The 23,217-nt window shown below is 58.5% G+C and carries 22 protein-coding genes; 9 read left to right on the top strand and 13 right to left on the bottom strand.

Features of this window, described 5'->3' with window-relative positions; translation table 11 throughout:
• Positions 1–41: 41 nt before the first annotated feature.
• The 4 genes from preA to GOX66_RS18560 all read right to left on the bottom strand — a co-directional run bounded on the left by preA (position 42) and on the right by GOX66_RS18560 (position 4,377).
• Positions 42–1,346 carry an NAD-dependent dihydropyrimidine dehydrogenase subunit PreA gene (gene preA / locus GOX66_RS18545; RefSeq protein ID WP_170764403.1) on the bottom strand — a complete coding sequence of 435 codons (1,305 nt, stop codon included), beginning with the start codon at positions 1,344–1,346 and terminating at the stop codon, positions 42–44.
• Between the two features lie 18 nt (positions 1,347–1,364).
• Positions 1,365–2,201 carry a methyltransferase domain-containing protein gene (locus GOX66_RS18550; protein ID WP_170764405.1) on the bottom strand — a complete coding sequence of 279 codons (837 nt, stop codon included), beginning with the start codon at positions 2,199–2,201 and terminating at the stop codon, positions 1,365–1,367.
• Between the two features lie 46 nt (positions 2,202–2,247).
• Positions 2,248–3,582, bottom strand: a complete 1,335-nt coding sequence (locus GOX66_RS18555; protein WP_170764407.1) for an NAD(P)-dependent oxidoreductase — start codon at positions 3,580–3,582, stop codon at positions 2,248–2,250.
• A 162-nt stretch (positions 3,583–3,744) separates the two neighbouring features.
• Entirely contained in the window at positions 3,745–4,377 is a 633-nt protein-coding gene (locus tag GOX66_RS18560) for a cupin domain-containing protein (RefSeq protein ID WP_170764409.1), read from the bottom strand.
• Positions 4,378–4,549: 172 nt separating this feature from the next.
• Between GOX66_RS18560 and GOX66_RS18565 the strand changes: the two genes are divergently transcribed.
• From GOX66_RS18565 to GOX66_RS18575, 3 genes are all read left to right on the top strand, one after another.
• Positions 4,550–5,545 (top strand): hypothetical protein, encoded by a 996-nt coding sequence (locus GOX66_RS18565; RefSeq protein ID WP_170764411.1) that lies wholly within the window; start codon positions 4,550–4,552, stop codon positions 5,543–5,545.
• A gap of 72 nt (positions 5,546–5,617) precedes the next feature.
• Complete coding sequence (locus GOX66_RS18570) at positions 5,618–6,910, top strand: O-acetylhomoserine aminocarboxypropyltransferase/cysteine synthase family protein (RefSeq protein ID WP_170764413.1); 1,293 nt, start codon at positions 5,618–5,620, stop codon at positions 6,908–6,910.
• Positions 6,911–6,913: 3 nt separating this feature from the next.
• Positions 6,914–7,672, top strand: a complete 759-nt coding sequence (locus tag GOX66_RS18575) for a GNAT family N-acetyltransferase (protein WP_170764415.1) — start codon at positions 6,914–6,916, stop codon at positions 7,670–7,672.
• Here GOX66_RS18575 and GOX66_RS18580 read toward each other — a convergent pair.
• Complete coding sequence (locus GOX66_RS18580) at positions 7,628–8,323, bottom strand: SIMPL domain-containing protein (RefSeq protein ID WP_170764417.1); 696 nt, start codon at positions 8,321–8,323, stop codon at positions 7,628–7,630. The two genes, GOX66_RS18575 and GOX66_RS18580, sit on opposite strands and share 45 nt — an antisense overlap.
• A 164-nt stretch (positions 8,324–8,487) precedes the next feature.
• On the opposite strand from GOX66_RS18580, the gene GOX66_RS18585 reads away from it, so the two are divergent.
• Complete coding sequence (locus GOX66_RS18585; RefSeq protein WP_170764420.1) at positions 8,488–10,464, top strand: hypothetical protein; 1,977 nt, start codon at positions 8,488–8,490, stop codon at positions 10,462–10,464.
• Positions 10,465–10,520: 56 nt separating this feature from the next.
• Here GOX66_RS18585 and hppD read toward each other — a convergent pair whose 3' ends face one another.
• Complete coding sequence (gene hppD, locus GOX66_RS18590; protein ID WP_170764422.1) at positions 10,521–11,618, bottom strand: 4-hydroxyphenylpyruvate dioxygenase; 1,098 nt, start codon at positions 11,616–11,618, stop codon at positions 10,521–10,523.
• A 146-nt stretch (positions 11,619–11,764) separates the two neighbouring features.
• Here hppD and GOX66_RS18595 point away from each other — a divergent pair, with 146 nt between their 5' ends.
• Together GOX66_RS18595 and GOX66_RS18600 are read left to right on the top strand one after the other, a co-directional pair.
• The gene (locus GOX66_RS18595) at positions 11,765–12,220 is read left to right on the top strand and encodes an Lrp/AsnC family transcriptional regulator (RefSeq protein WP_170764424.1); all 456 of its coding nucleotides are present in this window, start codon (positions 11,765–11,767) and stop codon (positions 12,218–12,220) included.
• A gap of 19 nt (positions 12,221–12,239) precedes the next feature.
• Positions 12,240–14,120: a monovalent cation:proton antiporter-2 (CPA2) family protein gene (locus tag GOX66_RS18600; RefSeq protein WP_170764427.1), complete on the top strand. Its 1,881-nt coding sequence runs from the start codon at positions 12,240–12,242 to the stop codon at positions 14,118–14,120.
• A 28-nt stretch (positions 14,121–14,148) separates the two neighbouring features.
• Here the strand turns inward: GOX66_RS18600 and cobT are convergent, their stop codons facing one another.
• Positions 14,149–15,162, bottom strand: coding sequence for a nicotinate-nucleotide--dimethylbenzimidazole phosphoribosyltransferase (gene cobT / locus GOX66_RS18605; RefSeq protein WP_170764429.1), 1,014 nt, complete (start codon positions 15,160–15,162; stop codon positions 14,149–14,151).
• Positions 15,163–15,241: 79 nt separating this feature from the next.
• Between cobT and cobS the strand changes: the two genes are divergently transcribed.
• The gene (gene cobS, locus GOX66_RS18610) at positions 15,242–16,006 is read left to right on the top strand and encodes an adenosylcobinamide-GDP ribazoletransferase (RefSeq protein WP_336509502.1); all 765 of its coding nucleotides are present in this window, start codon (positions 15,242–15,244) and stop codon (positions 16,004–16,006) included.
• Here cobS and GOX66_RS18615 read toward each other — a convergent pair.
• The 6 genes from GOX66_RS18615 to GOX66_RS18640 form a co-directional block, all read right to left on the bottom strand.
• Complete coding sequence (locus tag GOX66_RS18615) at positions 16,003–16,773, bottom strand: potassium channel family protein (RefSeq protein ID WP_170764430.1); 771 nt, start codon at positions 16,771–16,773, stop codon at positions 16,003–16,005. The genes cobS and GOX66_RS18615 overlap by 4 nt on opposite strands.
• Before the next feature lie 114 nt (positions 16,774–16,887).
• Positions 16,888–17,403 carry a CarD family transcriptional regulator gene (locus tag GOX66_RS18620; RefSeq protein ID WP_170348382.1) on the bottom strand — a complete coding sequence of 172 codons (516 nt, stop codon included), beginning with the start codon at positions 17,401–17,403 and terminating at the stop codon, positions 16,888–16,890.
• Between the two features lie 281 nt (positions 17,404–17,684).
• Positions 17,685–18,023: a ferredoxin FdxA gene (fdxA, locus tag GOX66_RS18625; RefSeq protein WP_170324594.1), complete on the bottom strand. Its 339-nt coding sequence runs from the start codon at positions 18,021–18,023 to the stop codon at positions 17,685–17,687.
• A gap of 66 nt (positions 18,024–18,089) precedes the next feature.
• The gene (locus GOX66_RS18630) at positions 18,090–18,455 is read right to left on the bottom strand and encodes an RNA-binding S4 domain-containing protein (RefSeq protein WP_170764433.1); all 366 of its coding nucleotides are present in this window, start codon (positions 18,453–18,455) and stop codon (positions 18,090–18,092) included.
• Positions 18,456–18,461: 6 nt separating this feature from the next.
• Complete coding sequence (locus GOX66_RS18635) at positions 18,462–21,269, bottom strand: helicase-related protein (RefSeq protein ID WP_170764435.1); 2,808 nt, start codon at positions 21,267–21,269, stop codon at positions 18,462–18,464.
• A gap of 21 nt (positions 21,270–21,290) precedes the next feature.
• The gene (locus GOX66_RS18640; RefSeq protein WP_170764437.1) at positions 21,291–21,860 is read right to left on the bottom strand and encodes a tetratricopeptide repeat protein; all 570 of its coding nucleotides are present in this window, start codon (positions 21,858–21,860) and stop codon (positions 21,291–21,293) included.
• Between the two features lie 70 nt (positions 21,861–21,930).
• Between GOX66_RS18640 and GOX66_RS18645 the strand changes: the two genes are divergently transcribed.
• Together GOX66_RS18645 and GOX66_RS18650 are read left to right on the top strand one after the other, a co-directional pair.
• On the top strand, positions 21,931–22,221 hold the full coding sequence (locus GOX66_RS18645) for an SCP2 sterol-binding domain-containing protein (protein ID WP_170764439.1): 291 nt from the start codon (positions 21,931–21,933) through the stop codon (positions 22,219–22,221).
• Entirely contained in the window at positions 22,221–23,198 is a 978-nt protein-coding gene (locus GOX66_RS18650) for an alpha/beta fold hydrolase (RefSeq protein ID WP_170764441.1), read from the top strand. Before GOX66_RS18645 ends, GOX66_RS18650 begins: the two co-directional genes overlap by 1 nt.
• The last annotated feature ends 19 nt before the right edge of the window (positions 23,199–23,217 follow it).

Below are 23,217 nucleotides of genomic sequence, written 5' to 3' on the forward strand. Positions count from 1 at the left end.
AGGGGCCGTTTACCGGCCCCTTCCAGTTTCCACCGGCCGATTTACTCGGCGGCTTTTGCCATTGGATTGTTTGGATGGGTCGTCCAGTTCGCATAGTCGGGCTGAACCTCGAGACCGGTTCGCGGATCGACCTCTCCAGCTGCCATGGGTACCATCGAGATACAGCCTTCGACCGGGCAGACATCGACACAAAGGTTACAGGCGACGCATTCGTCATCCATGACTTCGAACACGCGGTCCTCTGACATTGAAATCGCCTGGTGGCTGGTGTCTTCACACGCGGCATAGCAGCGGCCGCATTTTATGCACTCGTCCTGATCGATCTTGGCCTTGGCCACGTAGTTCAGGTTCAGATACTGCCAATCGGTTACGTTCGGAACGGCAAGACCGACGATTTCCGAAACATCCTTATACCCCTTCTCGTCCATCCATTTGGACAGACCAGCGGTCAGTTCATCAATGATCTTGAACCCGTAGGTCATCGCCGCGGTGCAGACCTGTACGTTGCCGCAACCTAGCGCCATGAACTCCGCCGCGTCGCGCCACGTAGTCACGCCACCGATACCCGATATCGGCAGGCCATGCGTGGCTTGAGCGCGCGATATCTCGGACACCATGGACAGCGCGATTGGCTTAACCGCCGGACCGCAATAACCGCCATGGCTGCCTTTGCCGTCAATCGAAGGCTCGGGGCTGAACGTATCCAGATTGACGCTGGTGATCGAGTTGATCGTGTTGATCAGAGACACCGCATCCGCACCACCATTCTTCGCCGCCTCGGCCGGTTTACGTACATCTGTGATGTTCGGTGTCAGCTTCACGATGACCGGGCGGTCATAGTATTTCTTGCACCAGCGGGTGACCATCTCGATATATTCTGGGACCTGCCCAACGGCGGAACCCATACCACGCTCGCTCATCCCATGCGGGCAGCCGAAGTTCAGTTCGATTCCGTCAGCGCCGGTTTCGGCAACTCGGGGCAGAATAGCTTTCCACGCCTCTTCCTCGCAGGGCACCATGATCGAGGCGATCAGTGCCCGGTCCGGGTAGTCGGCCTTGACCCGTGCCATCTCTTCAAGATTCACCTCAAGCGGACGGTCGGTGATCAGTTCGATATTGTTCAAGCCCAACAGACGACGATCTGCACCGTAGATCGCACCATAGCGCGGACCGTTGACGTTCACGACCGGAGGCCCCTCGGCACCCAGCGTTTTCCAAACGACGCCGCCCCAACCGGCCTCAAACGCGCGGCGGACGTTGTATTCCTTGTCCGTCGGCGGCGCTGAGGCCAGCCAGTAAGGGTTCGGGCTGGCAATACCCAAAAAGTTTGTTGTCAGATCGGCCATGGCTTCTCCCTTCCCGGCTCAGCCGGATTTCTTGAATATCATTTCGGTCGGGCGAATGCGCCCGGCCTTGAGGTTTGCGACGTAGTTTTGAAACTTTTCAGGCGCCGTCTCGCCCATCATCAGGTGGATGCCCAAGGGGGGTGGACCGCTTTCGGCGATGCGCGCGAATACTTCCTCGAAAAAGGCAAGCGCGAACTCGGTCCGATCCGCCTCTGCGACCAGTTCGAGGCCCGCCGCGGTAGCGGCTTTCTTATAGACCTCCGGCGCATCGACAAAGGACGTCTCGGCGACAGTTGACCACGGCAGAGGAAAGGCTAGCGCCTCATCCACTTCCCCACCCATCACATCAAACAGGGCAAAGGTTCCATGCCAGGCAAGCGCACGCGAGACTTCCGCGAATAGGCCGGTCTTGTCTTCGATGTTCATCCCGACATGCATCATGACGGCAAGATCGAAACCCGCGTCCGGCACAGGCATATCCAGCGCACTGCCCACCAGAAAACTCGCCTTTTCGGAATGCCCGACGAGTTCACTCAAAGCAGTGGCCGTTTCGACAAATTCTGGCGTCAGGTCGACCCCAGTCACTGTCGAGTCATAGCGATCCACGATGTACCGCGACGTCCCGCCGATACCGCAACCGACATCCAGCACACGGGTCGCGTGAGTTGGCGAAAGCTGGGCAAACAGGTTGTCCGTTGCAAGAACACCGCCGGTGTGGAACTCATCGCCTGCCTTGAGGTCGGCGACCGTTGCCGCATTAGGATCTATGCCACTGGCCTTGAGCGCCTCACGCATGCGTTCCGTAAGAGCACCGGTTGTATAGTGTTGCGCTACAGCTTGTTCGATCTGGGACATGAGAATACCTCAGCAGCGAATGGGATGGGGTGAATGCCCCATCCTATCACGAAACGAGCGTTGCGTGGATGTCCATCGCCGCATCCCGACCCTCGGCGACGGCAGTCACGGTCAGGTCTTCGCCACCTGACGCGCAGTCGCCCCCGGCCCAGACACCGGCCACGGACGTGCGCCCGACCTCATTCACGGCGATCTTGTTGCCGTCCAGAGTTAATCCCTCGGGTGCGCCTTCCAGCGTCTGACCAATCGCCTTGAGGACCTGATCGGCGGGCACACGGATCAACTCTCCGGTTCCGGAAAGCGTGCCGTCGTGGCTGGAGGTATATTCCAGTTCGATCTCTGCCGCTGCCCCGTTTCCATGGACGGCCACGGGTTGGACGTTGGTCATGATCTTGACGCCGTGCGAGGCCGCAAGATCCTGTTCATACCGGCTGGCGCCCATTGCGTCGCGGCCGCGCCGATAGGCGATGGTGACATGCTCGGCCCCCAGAAGTTTCGACTTCACAGCCGCGTCCACCGCAGTCATGCCGCCACCGATAACAACCACATTGCGACCTACCGGCAGGTCCACCAGATCCGAGGCCTGACGGACATCCGAGATGAAATCAACAGCGTGGCGAACACCGTCCAGATCAGCCCCTTGGGCGCGCAATGCGTTCACCCCGGCCAGACCAATGGACAGGAAAACCGCATCGTAATTCTCGACCAAACCGTCCAGCGAGATGCTCTCACCCAGAACCGAGCCGGTCTCGATAGTGATCCCGCCGATTTGCAACAGCCAGTCAACTTCGGCCTGAGCGAAATCGTTGGTCGATTTATAAGCGGCGATCCCATATTCGTTCAGCCCGCCGGGTTTTGGGCGGCTTTCATGGATCACCACGTCGTGGCCCAGCATCGCCAGCCGATGCGCGCAGGCCAGACCAGCTGGCCCTGCCCCGATTACGGCGACCGACTTTCCGGACGGCGCAGCGCGTTCAAACGGATGATCCCCGGCAACCATGACACTGTCTGTTGCGTAGCGCTGCAAACGCCCGATCTCGACCGGAGAGCCTTCGGCAGTCTCACGCACACAGGCTTCTTCACACAATGTCTCGGTGGGACAGACGCGGGCGCACATGCCACCCAGAATGTTCTGCGCCAGAATGGTCTCGCCCGCCGCTTCGGGCTGACCAGCCTGAATCTGCCGCATGAACAACGGAATGTCGATGTCAGTTGGACAAGCCGTCACGCACGGCGCGTCGTAACAAAAATAACACCGATCCGCTGCCACGGCGGCCTCATGCGGGGCCAGTGGCGGATGCAGATCCGTGAAATTCGAGGTCAGCTCATCGCTGGAAAGCCGCCCGGAGACAATGCCGGGGGCGATCTGGCCCTGTGCCATCACTCTACTCCCTGTAGATATGTTCGTTATGACTTCAGCTTGCCACAATCTGATTTTTTATCAAATGGTAAAATTTACAAAATGATCAGAAAAAGCAAAAACCGGGCTCATGGACCCGGTTTTTTCGTAAAATCTGCCTGTTTTTTCTTACAGATGACAGTTTCAGACCATCTGAGCCAAATGTCCGGTTTTCATCCAAAAATGCGCACCAGACGCCCCTGCGGTGGCACTGGACTGCGTTCCGGGCGGCAATCGCAGCCAGTCCCAGGTCGCGAATTCCTCATCAGATTCCCGAAGCGATCCGTCGATCACGAACAGCTCCAACCCCTGTGTCGCATCCAGATCAAGCGTCTCGCCCGAGGCTAAACTCAGCACGCGCACCTCTTCATGCGTGTCTTTGAAAAGCTGAGTATTGCCCTTGCCGATGATCGACCGACGCAACTGAGTCCGGTCTTCGGGGTCGAACTGGTGCAGCTTGACCAGGATCGTCGCCCCCTCTTTGGCGGATGGCGTATGGGATGAGGTCGGCGGGTTGCGTACGTAGCTGCCGATAGGGAAATCGCCGGTTTCATCCTGAAACACGCCGTCCAGCACCAGATACTCTTCTCCCCCGTCATGGGTATGCGCGGCAAAGGCGCTGCCCGGCGCAAAGCGGACGATGGTTGTTGCCCGGGCCACTTCCTCTCCGATACGGTCCAGCATCTTGCGCTCGACCCCGGCTGATGGTGAAGCGACCCACTCGTTCTGATCGAAATGAACCGCGACGCGTTTGGTGAAATCTGCGTTGACCCTCATGAGGATTCTCCTGTTTCGCCACCTCAGCATTACATGGGCGCGAAATCGGCGTTTTCAAATTATGCCGTACTACCCCTGTTCACATCTGGTTTTAGCGGCATCTGCTGCGTACTGTAGCCCGGACAGAATCCGAGCAGCGCCGGACAACGGCCAAATACCCGAAAGTCATCTGATGCAGGTCAGCCCACCGAAATTCAACATCGTCGTCATCGGGCAAAACAACCGGCTTCAATACGAGGCGCTATTGTTCGCGGCCTCTCTGCGCCACAGCTCACCGAATTTCGCTGGCCGACTTTTTGTAGCAGTGCCTCAGCCCGGACCGAAATGGCATCAGGACCCCAGCATCCAGAACGAACCCGTGCTGAAAGCCCTGCGGCAACTGGACGCTGAAATCCTGCCCTTCGACAATCACGACTTCGGCAGCAGCTATCCCTATGGCAACAAGATCGAGGCGCTGCAGGCTCTGCCCGAGGGCGAACCGTTTGTGTTCTTCGACACTGACACTCTGATCACCGGCGACCTGAACAGCGTGCCGTTCGATTTCGACCGCCCCGGTGCCTCGCTGAAGGTCGAGGGGACATGGCCCAAGCCGACACTCTACGGTCCGGGTTTCGATGGCATCTGGAGCGCCCTGTATCGCCGGTTCGGGCTGGATTTCGAAAGCTCGCTGGATACCAGCCATCCAAAGGATTACTGGCGACGCTATCTGTATTTTAACGCCGGGTATTTCTTCTATTCCTGCCCGCGTAAGTTCGGGGAACGGTTTCTGGATTATGCGCACACAATCCGGGACGAAGACATCCCGGAACTGGCAGGTCAGAATCTGGACCCGTGGCTTGATCAGGTTGCGCTGCCACTGGTCATTCACTCGTTCGGTGGAGGCAGGGACGCCCTGCCCTCCGGCCTGCTGGACGGGGCTGTTACCTGCCACTATCGCCTGTTTCCACTCCTCTATGCGCGCGAAAGCGACCACGTGATCGAAGTATTGGAGACTGTGGCGACGCCGAACCGCGTCAAGAAAGTCCTTAAAGGCTACGACCCTATCAAAAAGCTGGTGATTCAGGGCAAGGGTCACAAAATCCGGGATTTGTTCGACCGGGATAACCTGCCACAGCGTGAGCAGGCTATTCGCAACACGATCCGCAACAACGGCCTTTGGATGCGCTGACAGGATTGTTGTGTGCGCGCGCCGGATCGCCTAGAGATTCTGCAACGCACATTCCAACAGGAGATTTCGACGATGTCTGACGGCCCGACTTACGGTTTCGACACATTGCAAATTCACGCGGGCGCACGGCCCGATCCCGCTACAGGTGCACGTCAGACACCTATTTATCAAACAACAGCTTACGTGTTCCGCGACGCCGATCACGCGGCGGCGCTGTTCAATCTGCAAGAAGTCGGGTTCATTTATTCCCGCCTGACCAATCCCACCGTGGCCGTGCTACAGGAACGTATCGCAACACTGGAAGGCGGCGTCGGTGCGGTTTGTTGTTCCTCGGGACACGCGGCGCAGATCATGGCGCTGTTCCCGCTGATGGGGCCGGGCTGCAACGTGGTGGCATCGACCCGTCTGTATGGCGGTACGGTCACGCAATTCAGTCAGACCATTAAGCGTTTCGGCTGGTCGGCCAAGTTTGTCGACACTGATGATCTGGACGCCGTGAAGGACGCCATCGACGAAAACACCCGCGCGGTTTTCTGTGAATCCATCGCCAACCCAGGCGGCTATGTCACCGACATTCGCGCGCTGGCGGACCTGTCGGACGCAGCGGGCATTCCGCTGATCGTCGACAACACCTCTGCCACGCCGTATCTGTGCCGTCCTATCGAACAGGGCGCAACGCTGGTGGTTCATTCGACCACCAAGTACCTGACCGGCAACGGCACCGTCACCGGCGGCTGCATCGTGGATTCGGGCAAGTTCGACTGGTCGGCGAATGACAAGTTCCCCTCGCTCAGCGAACCGGAACAGGCCTATCACGGGCTGAAATTCCACGAGACCTTCGGCCCTCTGGCCTTTACCTTCCATGGCATTGCCATCGGCCTGCGGGATCTGGGCATGACGATGAATCCGCAGGCGGCGCATTATACGCTGCTGGGTATCGAAACCCTGTCCCTTCGGATGGAGCGCCATGTCGAGAACGCCCAGAAGATCGCCGCCTGGCTCGAGGCAGACGACCGTGTGGAATACGTCACCTATGCCGGCCTGCCGTCCTCGCCCTATCATGAGCGGGTCAAGGCGCAGTATCCCAAAGGCGCCGGGGCTCTGTTCACCTTTGCCGTCAAGGGCGGTTACGATTCCTGTATCAAACTGGTCAATGCGCTGGAAATCTTCAGCCACGTCGCCAACCTGGGCGACGCGCGATCGCTGATTATCCACTCGGCTTCGACCACCCACCGTCAGCTGACGCCCGAGCAGCAGGAAGCGGCGGGCGCAAGCCCGAATGTGGTGCGTCTGTCCATTGGCATCGAGGACGCCGAGGACCTGATCGCCGATCTGGATCAGGCATTGGCCAAAGCGAGCGCCTGACCGATGAGCAAGCACGACACAAACGAACTGGGGCAACCCATCGGCCTGCCGGTATCGGGCGAGTTTCCGCGCCCGGCCCCGCCCTACACGCCGATGGAGGGGCGATATTGTTCCGTCGTGCCTTTGGATGTGAACAGGCACGCGCCCGGACTGTACCGGGCGTTTGCCAACGATACGGACGGTCACAACTGGACTTACCTGCCCTATGGACCGTTCGAGAGCGAGCAGGGCTTCGTCGAGTGGGCGCGTTCCACTTGCATGGACGCCGACCCGATGTTCCACACAGTGCTCGATAGCAATGAGACTCCCGTGGGTATGGCCTCTTTCCTGAGAATCGAACCCGCTGCGGGTGTGATCGAGGTGGGGCATATCCATTTCTCACCCCTGCTGCAGCGTAAACCGCAATCGACCGAGACCATGTTCCTGATGATGCGCCGTGTTTTCGATGAGCTGGGGTATCGCCGCTACGAATGGAAATGCGACGCACTGAACGCTCCGTCGTGCCGCGCAGCTGAGCGGCTGGGCTTTACCTTTGAAGGTATTTTCCGGCAAGCGACCCATTACAAGGGCCGCAACCGGGACACGGCGTGGTATTCCATTCTCGACACCGAATGGCCGCGCATCCGTTCTGCGTTCGAGGCTTGGTTGTCGCCCGACAATTTTGACCAGACGGGCCAACAACGACAACCGCTGTTGACCCGCCGCCAAACCACAGGGTCAGTCGGTAATCCCGAATTCCATCATCACATTGACCGAGACTGAGATTTCACCCCCTGCGACCGGCACGCTACCGGCCTCCGACAGGTCCATGGCGCGCATCTGCGCCACAGGGCGAACACCACCGACCTGCTCGCTGATTTGTTGCACCGGCCCAAGCGTCACATTGGCCGCCTGCGCCAGCTGTTCAGCCTTTGCGGTGGCTTCGGCAACGGCCTTGGCGCGGGCCTGTGCCTGAAGCGGCGCCGGGTCCTGAACACCAAAGCTGAGCCCGCCGAAATCATTGGCGCCGTCCTGAATGACCGCATCCATGATGGTTCCAAGCTGCGTCAGATCGCGAACACGGACCAGAACCCTGTTGGACGCGACAAACCCGGAAATCTCGGGCCGGTCGTTATTGAGGTTGTTCCGGCCAGACCAGACCGGCGACAGCGACAGATCACGGGTTTGTACATCGCGGGTTTCGATCCCCATTTCATCCAGACGCTTCAGAATCTGCACCACCGCTTCCGATGTCGCCTGCATCGCCTTTGACGCCTGCGTATCCTCGTTGGTCACGCCCAAAGTAATGGTCGCCATATCGGGCGCGGCCTGCACAACACCGGCTGCATCCACCGTAATGCGACGTTCTTCCGCATGGGTCATCCCCGCAGCGGTGATGGCCAAAATCGTGGCCAGAAAAGCTATTTTCTTCAAGGTCTTCCCTCCAAATTCGTTCGCTCCTACATGGGGTGGCCAAGGCCCGTCGGACAAGGGGAACCTCCGGCTTTTTCTTTCCCTCGGCGGGATCCTGCTTTAATGTCGCGCTGCGGACGAAATGTCGTTTGCATTGATGCTGACAACTATGGTTCTTCCGGATTATGAAACCTGCCTTTGCGCTGTCTTTTTCTGCTACCGGAATTTCTCTGCACCACCACTCGGATGAAGACTGGTTCTGTGTTGGCGAAATCGCATTGGACGCGCCTGACCTGAAGACCCAGATACGCGCCTTGCGGGACAAAGGTTTTGCCTTAGAAAACGATCTGAGCTGCAGGGTTATTATTCCGCAGGATCAAGTTCGGTTTATGTCAACCGCGACCGATGGCATGGATACCGAAGACAGCGCACGGAAAGCCATGGCCACATTGGCCGATGCCACACCATATGCCGCTGAAGAACTGGCATTCGACACCGCAATCGTCGGCAACATGACTTTTGTTGCTGCCGTCACGCGGCAAACACTGGACGAAGCGCGCGATTTTGCGGTCGAACACGGATTTATTCCAGTTCAGTTCGGCACGGTTAAAGATGGGCAGGATTTCCCGACGGACCCGCTGTTTGACGCGTCGGCTCCGGACGCATCTGCTACCGCGACCGCGACTGTTGAAGACGATCAGAATGCGTTAGAAAATGCGGATCCTTCCGCACAAGACGCGCCAACCGTTCACGCCATAGCCGACACGACAGCTCCGGATACGTTCCGGTCTGCACCTGTCACCGGATCGGATAAAACGCCCGAAGCCGCCCCTGAGGCGATTGTAAAGCGCTATACCGTTCCGGCGGCAGCTGCAGTCCTGATTGCCGGGGTGGCTTTTGGAACCTGGGCATTGATCGGGTCTGAAAACCGCGACATGCCGGATGCTGAAACGGCTTTGGCCGAAGAGACGTCTCCCGCGCCCAAACCGATGGTCGAAGCCAGCCCGCAGAATGTTCCGAGCGCAACTGAGGAACCAGCACCCCAAACAGCCGAGGCTGAACCCGAACCAGAAGAGATCGCACCCGAGCCTGAGGTCATAGCGTCAGAGGAAAGCCAACCTGATTCATCCGGCAACCCCCAGCAGGATCTGTCTGCCACAGACAACGCGATCCTGGAGGCCCTGAACGTCGCGCCGACTGTGGTTGAGGAGGTTGCGCGAGCTCCGGAAACTCAGCAGATACCAACGCAGCCTGGCATTGAAATCAATGTGCCTGAACCGTTGGAAGCTCCGATGCCTGTACTGGCCGAAGAGACGTATCTGGCCTCTGTCGACAATTCCAATCTTTCGAATGACGCCGTTGCTTTGCCTCCGGTGCAAAGCTTTGACACTGACGCGCCCTTCGAACAGGTCGTATTGCCAAACACTGCCGAAACCCCGTTTGAACTCGACGAGCGTGGGCTGGTCACACCCACCGCCGAAGGAACTCTGAATCCGGACGGGATTGTCGTATATCTGGGGCAACCGTCCAAAGTACCGCCAGAGGCGCCTGTTCGGTTCGAACAGGAACCGATTCAGGAAGAGACGAGTGACCGGCTGGCTGGTCTGCGTCCAAAACCCCGCCCCGGCGATCTGATTGAACGGTTCGAACGCCAGCAACTCGGCGGTCGCACACGTGAGGAACTGGCGGTGCTGCGCCCCAAGCTGCGTCCGGAGTCACTGCAACAGCAGCCGCAGGTTGACGAAACCCCAACCGCCTTGGCAGTCGTGCGCGTGCCGCGCCCGAAACCCCGCCCTGCCGGACTTTCCCGGCCTTCCGGTACCCAGACCGCAAATCTGGGCTCGACGGCAGCGATTGGTCAGGCAAGCGCCGAGGCCGGGTCTTTCCAGCCGAAAGCTGTCGCACCCAAGATACCTTCATCTGCCTCGGTGGCGCGGCAGGCAACTATCGACAACGCGCTGAACCTTCGAAAACTGAACCTGATCGGGGTTTACGGTACGCCAGCCAATCGCCGTGCATTGGTTAGATTGCCCAGCGGTCGGTATAAAAAACTGAAAGTCGGGGATAGGCTGGACGGCGGCAACGTCATAGCAATCAGCGACAGCGAATTGCGCTATCAAAAACGTGGTAAGAACCTGACATTGAAAATGCCACGTGGCTAATAATGTGTGAGGGCGAAGTTGAAACAGATACCCCGCCCACACATTAGGTCACGCTATTAAGCGGCTGAAATTTCTCCGCTTTCGATCTGTTCGCGTTCAATCGATTCGAACAGAGCCTGAAAATTACCCTCACCGAACCCATCATCGCCTTTGCGCTGGATGAACTCGAAAAAGATTGGGCCGATCACGGTTTTCGAGAAAATTTGCAGCAGAATTCTGGTCTCGCCACCGTCCAGAACGCCTTCGCCGTCGATCAGGATGCCGTGCTTCATCATCCGGTCCAGCGGCTCTTCGTGGTCGGCAACCCGATCCGTGGACATATCGTAATAGGCCTTGTTTGGACCCGGCATGAACTTCAGACCCTTCGCGGCAATCGCATCGGTCGAGTCATAGATATCATCGCTGCCCACCGCGATATGCTGAATCCCCTCACCTTTGTACTTGTTGAGGTACGACACGATCTGCCCGGTTTCACCGCGGTCTTCGTTGATCGGGATGCGGATACGTCCGCAAGGCGATGTCAGGGCACGGCTGAAAAGCCCTGTGAATTTGCCCTGAATGTCGAAAAACCGGATTTCACGGAAGTTGAACAGGTCTTCGTAGAACTTGAACCACTTGTCCATGTTGCCCTTGTAGACATTGTGCGTCAGGTGATCGAGGTAATAGAACCCGTCCCCGCGCGGTTTGGACTGCTTGGTCCAGTTGAATTCCTCATTATAAGGCGAGGTGTCATGATACTGGTCGATGAAATAGATCAGCGACCCGCCGATGCCCTTGATGGCCGGGACGTCCATCGTCTTGTCCGCCGCGTCATAGGGTTCAGCCCCTTTGGCGACAGCATGCTCATAGGCCTTCTGGGCGTCAACGACACGCCAGCCCATTGCCGGGGCACAGGGGCCGTGCTCTTCGACGAACCGGGCGGCAAAGCTCTTGGGGTCCGAATTAAGAATGTAGGTCACGTCACCCTGCTGCCAAAGCTCGACAGCAGGCTTGTCTTTGTGATGACCGACCAGTTCAAAGCCCATCCTGGCAAACAGATCACGCAACTCCTGCGGTTCTGGATGCGCAAATTCGACGAACTCAAACCCGTCGGTTCCGGCGGGATTTTCTTTGCTGATGACAGATTTCGGGGCGTTGTGGGGGAAAGGACCCATGGCGCGTCTCCTCAAAAACAGGAATTTCTTTGCTGATTCCAAAATACGCTTTATCAAGCGCTGTTTCTGCGCATTGTTTTTGTGTAAACTAAGTAAGGGCGCGTAAATCCCGCACCTAATTGATAAAATTTGGAGAATTTCCGCATATGCTGGATTCCACCGACACGCGCCTGTTATCCGCATTGCAGAAGGATGCCCACCTGACCGCGCACCAGTTGGGGGAAATGCTCAACCTTTCGCCCAGTCAGGCCGGACGACGACGGCAGAGGCTTGAGGCAGAAGGTTATATCACAGGCTATGCCGCCCGGCTGGACCCGCTGAAACTCGGGTTGCAAGTTCAAGGGTTCATCCAGGTTCATCTGGGCACCCACGGCCCCGAGCAATCCAGGAGTTTTGCCCAGATGGTGGATACCCGCCCAGAGATCACCAGCGCATGGACAATGACCGGAGAGGCGGATTACCTGCTGCATGTCTATTGCGACGATCTATCCGCGCTCAACCGCTTGCTTCACCAGGTGATACTGCCGCATCCTGCCGTGGCACGGGTTCAAAGCCAGATCGTTATGGACCAGCTTAAGCGCGACGCGCCTTTACCCACGTAGCCCGACCGAAAGGACAAACATGGACGATTTCCTCTACCAGGCTTCGATCTATCTGGCAGCTGCCGTGATCGCCGTGCCGTTGTCGGCACGTCTGGGGTTGGGGTCTGTTTTGGGTTATCTGGCCGCCGGCATAATCATCGGCCCCGTCTTCGGCCTTGTTGGGGCCGAAACCGAAAGTCTGCAGCATGTTGCCGAATTCGGTGTGGTCATGATGCTGTTCCTGATCGGGCTCGAGCTTGAACCGCGCGCGTTGTGGGACATGCGGGACAGGCTTTTGGGTCTGGGGGGTCTTCAGGTCGGCCTGTCGACCATCGCCATTGCCTGCGTTGCCATGTATGCGAACCATCCCTGGTCGGTTGCTCTGGCTGTCGGTTTGACCCTGTCGCTGTCTTCTACTGCGATTGTGCTGCAAACGCTTTCGGAAAAAGGGTTGATGCAGACCAATGGAGGTCGCTCTACGTTTTCGGTGCTTCTTACGCAGGATATCGCGGTTATTCCGATCCTGGCGCTGCTGCCACTGCTGGCGTTGCCCGCAATGCCGCATATCGAAAGCGACGGATCGATTGACCGCGGCGCGACAGACCTGCACGACGCAGGCCATCACAGCCTGTCCTTGGTCGAAGGTCTGCCGGGCTGGGCGGTCACGCTTGTCACCATCGGCGCAATTGCGTTTGTCATCCTTGCCGGCGTCTACCTGACGCGCCCCCTGTTCCGCTTCATCCACGCCACCCGCCTGCGCGAGATGTACACGGCGCTGGCGCTGATGATCGTTGTCGGAATTTCGTTCCTGATGACACTCGTTGGCTTGTCCCCTGCCCTGGGCGCGTTTCTCGCCGGAGTTGTTCTGGCCAGTTCAGAATTCCGGCATGAAATGGAGAGCGACCTTGAACCGTTCAAAGGTTTGTTCCTGGGCCTTTTCTTCATCACGGTCGGTGCCGGAATTGATGTCGCCTATTTCTTCAATGATCCTCTGGAACTGTTCGGGCTGGCCCTTCTTGTTATTCTGACCAAGGGGATCATCCTGTACCTGGTCGGGCGCGCCTTTAAACTGCGCGGACGCGATCATTGGCTGTTCACCTTGGGTCTGGCGCAGGCAGGTGAGTTCGGTTTTGTCCTGCTGGCCTTTTCAACTCAGCAAAACGTCATTCCACCTGATCTGTCTCAGAAACTGCTGATGATTATCGCGCTGACCATGCTGATCACGCCCTTACTGTTCATCATCTACGACCTGCTGTCCCGGCATATCGGCGAAGGCGCACCGCTGCCCGAACCGGACGAAATTGATGAGAAAGGACCTGTGATCATCGCGGGTATCGGGCGCTTTGGGCAGATCGTGAACCGGCTGGTACGTGCCAGCGGGTTCAAAACCGTCGTTCTGGATCATGACATCGAAACCGTTCAATTGATGCGCCGGTTTGGCGTCAAAGGGTTTCTGGGTGACCCAACCCGTCCGGAGTTGCTGCGCGCAGCCGGGCTTGAAAAAGCCGCCGTTCTCGTCGCTGCAATGGATGACCCTAAGCAGGTGACACGGTTGGTAAGCTTTGCGCGGCGGCAACGCCCTGATCTGCACATCGTGGCCCGCGCCCATGACCGGACCCATGTATACCAGCTGTATCAGGCCGGTGCGGACGACATCGTGCGCGAGATGTTTGACGGCTCACTTCGTGCCGGACGGTATGTCCTCGAGAATATAGGCCTCAGCGAATACGAGGCCGCCCAGGCCGAACAGACCTTTTATCACCACGATCGGTCCTCGGTTCGGGAGCTGGCCGAACTGTGGATTCCCGGAATGCCTACTGCGGATAACAAGAGATATATCGACCGCGCGCGGCAGCTTGAAAAAGAGCTGGAAACCGAGCTTCTGGAATTAGCCGAAAAGCACGCCAAAAAGTCGGCCTGACCCGCACACGCGGATCAGGCAAATTGGGTCAGCCGTCTGAAACGCCTGCCTCGGCAAAAGTCGCCATGCCAGAATGGCAGGCAACAGCGCTTTTGAGGATATTTATGGCCAAAGCTCCGCCCGAGCCTTCGCCCAATCGCAGCCCGAGGTTCAGCAGAGGTTCCTTTCCGAGTTTGGCCAGCACTGCGGCATGCGCGCCTTCGGCGCTTTGATGTCCTGCTATGGCATGATCAAGCGCCTCTGCAGAGACATCCGCCAGACAGGCCGCTGCGGCCGAGCAAATAAAGCCGTCCAGAATAACCGGTATGCGCAGGACACGGGCGGCGGCGATGGCTCCGGCCATGGCCGCAATCTCTCGCCCGCCAAGACGGCGCAACACCTCAACCCCATCGCCTGACCCTGCATGCAGGGCCACGCCTTCGGCCACGACACGGGTCTTGTTGGCCAGCCCGGCGTCGTCGACACCGGTTCCGCGCCCCGTCCAGTCCGACGCCTCGCCGCCGAACAATACGCAGGCGATTGCCGCAGCCGGAGTGGTGTTGCCGATACCCATCTCTCCGACCACCAAAAGGTCCGCCGTAGGGTCCACTGCAGTCCAACCGACGCGCAGAGCCTCAAGCAGTTCATCCTCGGACATCGCCGGACCGCTGGTGAAATCCGCCGTGGGTCGATCCAGATCCAGAGCGTGCACATTCATCGTCGCGCCAGCGGCCTTAGCCAACTGGTTGATCGCCGCGCCGCCATGTTCAAAATTCATGACCATCTGGACGGTCACTTCTGGTGGAAACGCCGATACGCCCTGCGCCGTCACGCCGTGGTTTCCGGCGAAAACGATTACCTGCGGAGCAGTGATCTGCGGGCGGGCATCCCCCCGCCAGCCAGCGTACCAGATCGCCAGATCCTCAAGCCGTCCAAGGGCTCCGGGTGGTTTGGTCAACTGCCCATTGCGGTCGGCCGCCCCGAGTAGCGCGGCATCGTCTGGACCCGGTGCCTGGTTCAGGGCATCGCGGAAGGTTTTCAGGTCATTAAGTTCGGGCAGCATCTAAAGCCTCGTTGCATCAGAGTGGTCCTGTGTGTTTAACCGAAGCGTCCGATCCAACAAGACCCCGAAAGGCGCGGGAGTGCACAAAAACGACACCAACCTCTTTTCCATGTGGGATATTCCGCTGGCGCTTGTTCTGCTGACGCGCCTGCCGTTGCCGCGGTTGCCGAAAAACGTGTTCGCACGGCAAGCCGGTGCAGTCTGGGCGTTTCCCGTGGTCGGGGTTGTTGTTGGCTTGTTGGCTTGCGCTGTTGGTTGGGCAGCGATGGCCCTTGGCCTTCCCGCCACAGCAAGCGCCGTTTTGTTGGTCGCGGCTTTGATCACAACAACCGGTGCCATGCATGAGGACGGGCTGGCTGACACCGTCGATGGTTTTTGGGGCGGTTTTACCCCCGAACGCCGGCTGGAGATCATGAAGGACAGCCATATCGGGGCCTATGGCGTTCTCGCCCTGATCTTCACGCAATTGCTGCGTGTCGCACTTGTCGCGGCCTTGCTTTCCGCCGGAAACTTCTGGGCCATACTCGCCGCCTGCATCGTTTCGCGCGCGTTCATGCCCGTTGTGATGTCCGCCCTTCCAAATGCCCGAAACAGTGGCCTGAGCCATTCGGTTGGAGGGCCAACTGCCAGAACCACCTTTATGGGATTGGGGCTGGCTATCGCTTGTTCAGCGCTTTTGTTGCACGCGGGGGTAGTCGTCCCCGTTTCGATCGCCGCGCTGATCGTGGCCGCACTGGCCGGCCTGGCCAAAGCCAAGATCAACGGCCAGACCGGTGACATTCTGGGCGCTACCCAACAAGTGTCCGAGCTCGCTTTTCTGACGGCAGCAGTGGCAGCGCTTTAAGCCGTACCACCAGTCTCGATTCTCAGGGTCTCGCCGCAGTGCTTGCAATGGACTGCGTCCGGGTCATGGCGGTACAATCCGCAGCTGGGGCATTTGTGACGCACTTTTTGTGGCATGAATATCGCCTGCGCCAAACGTACAAACAAAGCCACGCCTACCACCATGATAAACACTGAAAACAACTTGCCGCCCGGGGTCGCCAGAGTGATATCGCCGAATCCGGTCGTGGTCAGCGTCGCCATGGTGAAATAAAGCGCATCAATATAGGCGTTCTCACTGTCGCCTGGAACGAAGAAGACCAGAACGGCAGTGGACGTTGCGAACACAAAAACCATGAGGTTGATCGCGGCGATCACGGCATCTTCATGCGTACGGAAAAAATGGCTGTCCCGGCGCAGGTCTCTTAGTAAATGATAGGAGTGAATCAGGCGCAGAGCCCGCAAAATACGCACGAACGCCAGATTTCCGGGCAAAAAAGGCTCCAGCAACAACGAGGCAATTACGACGATGTCCGCCAGCGTGTAAATCTTGCGCAACAGCTTCCAGCGGTCTTTCGCAATCCATAGCCGTGCCAGAAAATCCAACAGGATCAGAAGCCCAATGCACAGGCTGGCGATAATTATTCCCGGACTTTGCGGCATGTTCGCGGTGGAGACGAAAAATACAATCGAAACAGCATCGAACAAGATCAAGCCGTACCGAAACCAGACCGAGATCGGCTCATGTGCGATATACAGAAACTTAACTGTTTGCTTTATGTTGGCCATGTATCCGCCTCTGCCTGTTGAAAAATTAACGGCAAATGCGAGTTTCACCAAGCGGCCAGACACGAAAAAAGCCGCCCCGTGCAGGAGCGGCCTTAAAATTGAGTGTGCCGACGATCAGGCTGCGGCAGCGCGCGAGGTCAGAACCTCATCAACTTGCTTGGCAGCCGAGACCTCACCAGCGCCGGAAACAGCGGCCACTTCGCGGGTCAGACGCTCAAGCGCGGCTTCGTACAGCTGACGCTCGGAATAGCTCTGCTCGCGCTGGTCATCGGTGCGGTGCAGATCGCGAACCACTTCGGCAATCGAGATCAGATCGCCAGAGTTGATCTTCTGTTCGTATTCCTGCGCCCGGCGCGACCACATGGCGCGCTTTACCTTGGCCTTACCCTTCAGGGTTTTCATCGCCTGGCTGATGACATCAGGTGAGCTGAGCGACCGCAGACCGGATTCGGTAACTTTGTTCGTCGGTACCCGCAGGGTCATCTTGTCTTTTTCAAAAGAGATAACGAACAGCTCAAGAGAATATCCCGCGACTTCCTGCTCTTCGATCGAGATGATCTGACCCACACCATGCGCGGGATAGACAACATAGTCATTCGGGCGGAACTCAAGCTTTTTCGACTTAGACATACAGGTTCATCCTTGGTTACAGAACAAAACGCGGACAGCAAAACAACCACGGCGGAGCCATTTGACCCCGTCAGGCGGTTGGTTTGTCACTAAATCAGAACTCCAAAGCAATCATACTTACGGAGCACATCCCCATCTCATTCAACATTCAGCTACAGAGTATACCACAAAAATGCGGTGCACGAAAGGCAACGCCCCTGACGAACTGGAAAACTCCATGTTTTTCAGGGCGATGCCATGTGTTTTTGCACCTGAACCGCCTGGTTCAGAGACCGAATCGCTTAACCGCCTTCGCCGGGCGCCTCAGAGAAATACTTCTCCATCTTGCCTTCTTCGCCATCGCGCTCTTCTGCCTCGGGCAGCGGATCCTTCTTGGTCACAATCACCGGCCACTGCTCAGAGTATTTCCGGTTGAACTCGACCCACTGATCCATGCCCGGCTCTGTGTCAGGGCGGATGGCGTCAGCGGGGCATTCCGGCTCGCACACGCCACAGTCGATGCATTCATCGGGATGAATGACCAGCGTGTTCTCACCTTCATAGAAACAATCGACCGGACACACCTCGACGCAGTCGGTGTATTTGCAGGCGATGCAGTTTTCGGTGACGACATAGGTCATGGTGGAATTCCCGTTTACGCTTTGGGCGACTAGCTAATCCAGTATTGCCCTGTCTTCAAGGGAGGATCAGCCCTTGGGGGTGCGAGAAAGATCAAGCGCGCGCCGATCTTTCTTGGTCGGGCGACCTTTTCCCTCAAATCCCGGGTTTCGTGGCAGCGTATCCTGCTTTTCAATCAGGTCCGAGTATAATGTTTGCGCCTCGGGCGCAGGTCCACGCCGTTCGCCAAGCTTTTCGATGCGGACAACCCGTACAATGCGCCCCTGAGGGAAAGTCAGAATGTCCCCGGGCCCGACGGCTTGCGCCGGTTTCAGGACCCGGTTTCCGTTCAGCCGGACATGGCCGCCGCTGACCTGTTTGGCGGCCAGGCTGCGGGTCTTGAAGAACCGCGCCTGCCACAACCATTTGTCGATCCGCAGTTTGGCCTCGGCCATCGGCGTTTAGTTACCGTCTTTCAAACCCATCAGCGCTGCTGCAAACGGGTTATCCGGATCGATCGCCTTTTCCTTTTTCGGAGGCCGCGACGAGAAGCTCTTGGAGCCCTGAGGCTTGCCACCCTTCTTACCCTGCGGCTTACCGCGCCCGTCCTGGGGCTTGCCGCGTGGTTTTCCTTTGCCCTGCCCCTGTCGCTGCTCACGGCGCGGACCGCGGTTGGCCTGACGCTGACGACCCCAGGTGAAGGTATAGAACACCTCGACCTCTGGCTCGTCTGACGCAGGAGCCTCGGTTGCCGCCTCGATGCTGTCTGTGGCCTCGGTCGGCGCCTCGGCGGGTGTGGCGACCTCTGCGGGTTCTACTTCGGGTGCCGCAGTCTCTTCGGCGACAGGTTGCTCCGCCGCTTCGGTGACAGAGGTCTCGACAGGCGCCGGTTTGACCTTTTCGCGCTCGCCCCGCTCGGCCTTGTAACCCAGGCCCTGCATCAGGTCGGCGAACTGATCCAGCGTCATGCCGGTGATCGACAACATGTCGGGCTTGGCCTCAAAACCGCCGCGACTGTCTTCGGCGCGCAGCATATCCGCCAGACGCTCAAGCATGTCGATGCGGATCGACCGTTCGCCTGCATCGCGGTAGCCGCACATGGTGTCGTAGCCTTCGGGCGCATCCTTGGCGATGGGCACGGTGACCAGGCCCGGAGGCGGAGCCTCGGGGAATTCCTGAAGACCACCGGCCAGAGCCCACAGCACCAAACGCAGCCGCGTTGGAGCGGGTTTGAGCAGCAATGGCATGAAGATGGTGAACTGACCGAAACGGATGCCGTGCTTACGCAGCGCGCCACGGGCGTCCTGATCCAGATCCTTGACTTCCTGCGCGACACCGGCGCGCGGCAGCACGCCCAGCGCCTCGACCATTCGAAAGGCAAAGCCCTTGGCCAGACCGGACAGTTCCTCGTCCCGCGACAGGTTCAGCAGCGGTTCGAACAGCGCGGCAACCTTGCGGTCGATAAAGTGCTGCAGGCGACGCTGAACCTTCTGCTCAACATCCGGGCCTGCGGCCTCATCCACAAACACCTCGACCATCGGCTTGAGAGGCTCTGCCCCTGCAACCAGTTTGCCAACGGCATATTCTCCCCACATCAGGCCACCCTGATCGGTAAAATCAATTTCGGTATCGGGTGCATTGTAGAAGCGGTCTGCACGCAGATGGAATTGCGGTGCGAGTGCCTGCAGGGAAGCCGACTTCAAAGCTTTCGCCTCGGTTCCTTGTGCGCTCTTGTCCGGGATAAACCGGAACCCTTCCAGACGACCGACGAATTCGCCTTCGACGGTCACTTCACCCTTGTCATTTACTTCGGCCAAAAGGGCCTCCTTCTGTTTGAGCCGGCGCAACAAAACGGATGTGCGCCGGTCCACAAATCTCTGAGTCAAACGGTCATGCAACGCGTCCGACAATCTGTCTTCTACAGCGCGGGTTTCGGCGCGCCAATGTGATTCGTCACGCACCCAGCCATTTCGCTGCGCAACATATGTCCAAGTGCGAATATATGCCAATCTTTTAGACAGTGCATCTATATCCCCATCCGTTCGATCAATGCGGCGGATTTGCCGCGCCATGAAGTCGTCCGGAATCGAGCTGCGTTCGTGGAGGTGGCCATAAATCACTTCAAGCAGACTGGCGTGTTCGGCATGGCTGATACCACGAAAATCGGGGATTCGGCACACATCCCACAGCAAACGGATGGAAGGGCCGTCGCTGGCCCGGGCGGCAACCTCGGTCACTTGCGAGAGCGATTTAAGCACATTCAGGTCGTCAGCCGGACGCGCCTTGATCAGGTGTTCGCTGTCAGGGCTGACCTCCAGCGAGTCGATCAGGGCTTCAACCGAACCGAACCGCAAAGCGGCATTCCGCCAATTCAGTTTCTTCATCGGCGTGAACCGGCTGTCCATGATCGCCTGCGCGACACCTTCGTCCAATGGTGGCGCTTCTCCGGTCACGCCGAAGGTGCCGTCCGACATGCCACGCCCTGCCCGACCGGCGATCTGGGCCAACTCGTTTGGTGCAAGCGGACGCATCCTCCGGCCGTCGAATTTGGTCAGGGAAGAGAATGCGACGTGGTTCACATCAAGGTTCAACCCCATCCCGATGGCATCCGTGGCCACCAGATAGTCGACCTCTCCGTTCTGATAGAGGTCGACTTGTGCGTTCCGGGTTCGCGGGCTAAGCGCGCCCATGACCACCGCCGCCCCACCCTTTTGACGGCGCAGCAACTCGGCAATGGCATAGACGTTATCGACCGAGAACCCGACGATGGCGCTGCGCGCGGGCATCCGGCTGATCTTTTTCGAGCCGGAATAGACCAGCTGCGACATTCTCTCGCGGCGCACAAACTGCGCTTCGGGGACAAGGGCCGAGATGGAACCGCGCATGGTATCGGAGCCCAGGAACAGCGTTTCATTGGTGCCACGAGAACGCAGCAAACGGTCGGTAAAAACATGGCCGCGTTCGGGATCAGCGCACAGTTGGATTTCGTCAATGGCGACAATATCGGCACCCATGCCCTCGGGCATCGCTTCGACCGTGCAGACCCAGTACTGAGCACGCGGCGGAACGATCCGTTCTTCGCCCGTGACCAGCGCCACAACGGACGGTCCCCGGATGGCAACGATCTTGTCATAAACCTCGCGCGCCAGCAGACGCAGCGGCAGACCGATCACACCGGTCCGATACCCCAGCATCCGCTCGATCGCGTAATGGGTTTTACCTGTGTTGGTCGGGCCCAGAACGGCCACGATTCGGGATGACCCGCTCACCTTTGCCCCCTGCCCCGGTTCTTAGAGGGCCGAACCCTCGACCTGAGGCTTCAGTCGATTCACGGCATTGGTTACTTCTTCATGATGAGGATGTATAGCCAGCGCGCGCTGGTATGCCTCAAATGCTTTGTCAGGCTGACCGACGATCTCAAAAATCAGGCCAAGGCCGTAGATGGCCTCATAATTGTTGGGGTTCAGCGTCAAAGCATGTTCCAAATCGGCGGCGGCCATGCCAAAGCGTTCCATGCCGAAAAACGCCGAGGCCCGCAGATGCCACCCTTCCGCAAAACCAGGCGCGTGATCTGTAAGAGCCGTCAGATGTTCAATGGCGGCCATGGCGTCGCCGTCATCCAGCGCGTCGCGACCACGTTCCAAAAGCAAATCTGCCGAAGCCGAACCTGACAGGGACCATAGCGCCTTGAGCTGACGATCAATGCCAATCGCTTGATCCGGGGTTGATTGCGCCAGTTGCTCCAATAGTTGTGACTCGTCCCGCGAATCCGCCTGTTGCGCAAGACAACTGGTGGAAAACGTGACTAGCAACACCGTTGCCGCGACGATACCTTTGAGATTGTTGCTTGCAATGCCCATAACAACGTTCAGTGTAGCGTGGCGTCAGGGGAAGTCCATTCCTGGCGCTCAATTCAAAGTGAGGAGAACCATGAGCGATACTCTGGAAAAAGCCGCAGCGGCGCTGAACGAAAAACTGTCGGGCGGCGATTTTAGCGCATCGGCCAAATTTGCCATCGCCGATCTGGGCTCGATCGTTCTGGATGCGGACGGCGCGCGCGTCAGCGACGACGAAGCAGATGTCACCATGAGCGCAGATGCCGACACGTTCGAGCAAATCCTCAGCGGTGAACTGAACCCGACCGGTGCGTTCATGTCCGGCAAGCTGACCGTGGACGGCGATATGGGTGTCGCCATGCAACTGGCGTCGGCACTGGCCTGATGGAACTGTCGCCGGCCCCCTTGTTCGAAGACGTGGCCGGCGCCCCTGCCGGTGGTCAGGCCCATTGGCTGAACACCTCGGATAATGTTCGCATTCGCGTGGCCCATTGGCGACCCGAAGGTGACGCGTGCGGTACGGTGATGATGTTCCCCGGCCGCACGGAATACATCGAAAAATACGGTGACGCCGCGACCGAGTTTGTCGGTAGGGGTTTTGCCTTTTTATCTGTCGACTGGCGCGGTCAGGGTTTGGCGGATCGTTTGCTTGACGACCCGCGTGTAGGTCATGTGGACCAGTTTACGGACTATCAGAAAGACGTACAGGCAACGCTGGACCTGGCAACCGTGCTGGATCTGCCGCAGCCCTGGTACGTGATCGGGCACTCCATGGGTGGCGCGATCGGCCTGCGGGCGGTTCTGGAGCGGGATTGCTTTGCGGCCAGTGCTTTCACCGGGCCAATGTGGGGGATTTTCTTCACGCCCCTGATGAAACCGCTCAGCCGTCTGACAGCTTATTGGGGCCCGAGAATCGGTTTAGGGGAAAGAACTCCTCCGACCACTTCTCTTGAAAGCTATGTGCTGTCGCAACCGTTCGAGGGCAATGTGCTGACCCGGGATCCTGAGATGTACAGGATGATGCAGGACCAGTTGATCGCGTATCCTGAACTGGCGCTTGGCGCGCCTTCGACAATCTGGCTGCGCGAGGCATTGGACGAATGCGCATGGCTGACCGAGCAGACCGCGCCCGCGACGCCATGCCTGACATTTCTGGGCAGCCATGAACAGATCGTGGACCGCAAGGCCATCCGCGCCCGAGTGGACAACTGGCCGAGCGGCACTCTGGTCGAAATCCCGAATGGTGAACACGAAGTTATGATGGAAGCGCCCGACGTGCGCGGGCCGGTCTTCGACCAACTGGCCGCGCACTTCAAAGCTACGCAATCGCACCCAACCCCGGAACCAGCTTTGTCGACCTAACACCCGCTTGTGATCCCGC

The organism is Ruegeria lacuscaerulensis (genome assembly GCF_013031245.1).
Lineage (GTDB): Bacteria > Pseudomonadota > Alphaproteobacteria > Rhodobacterales > Rhodobacteraceae > Ruegeria > Ruegeria lacuscaerulensis_C.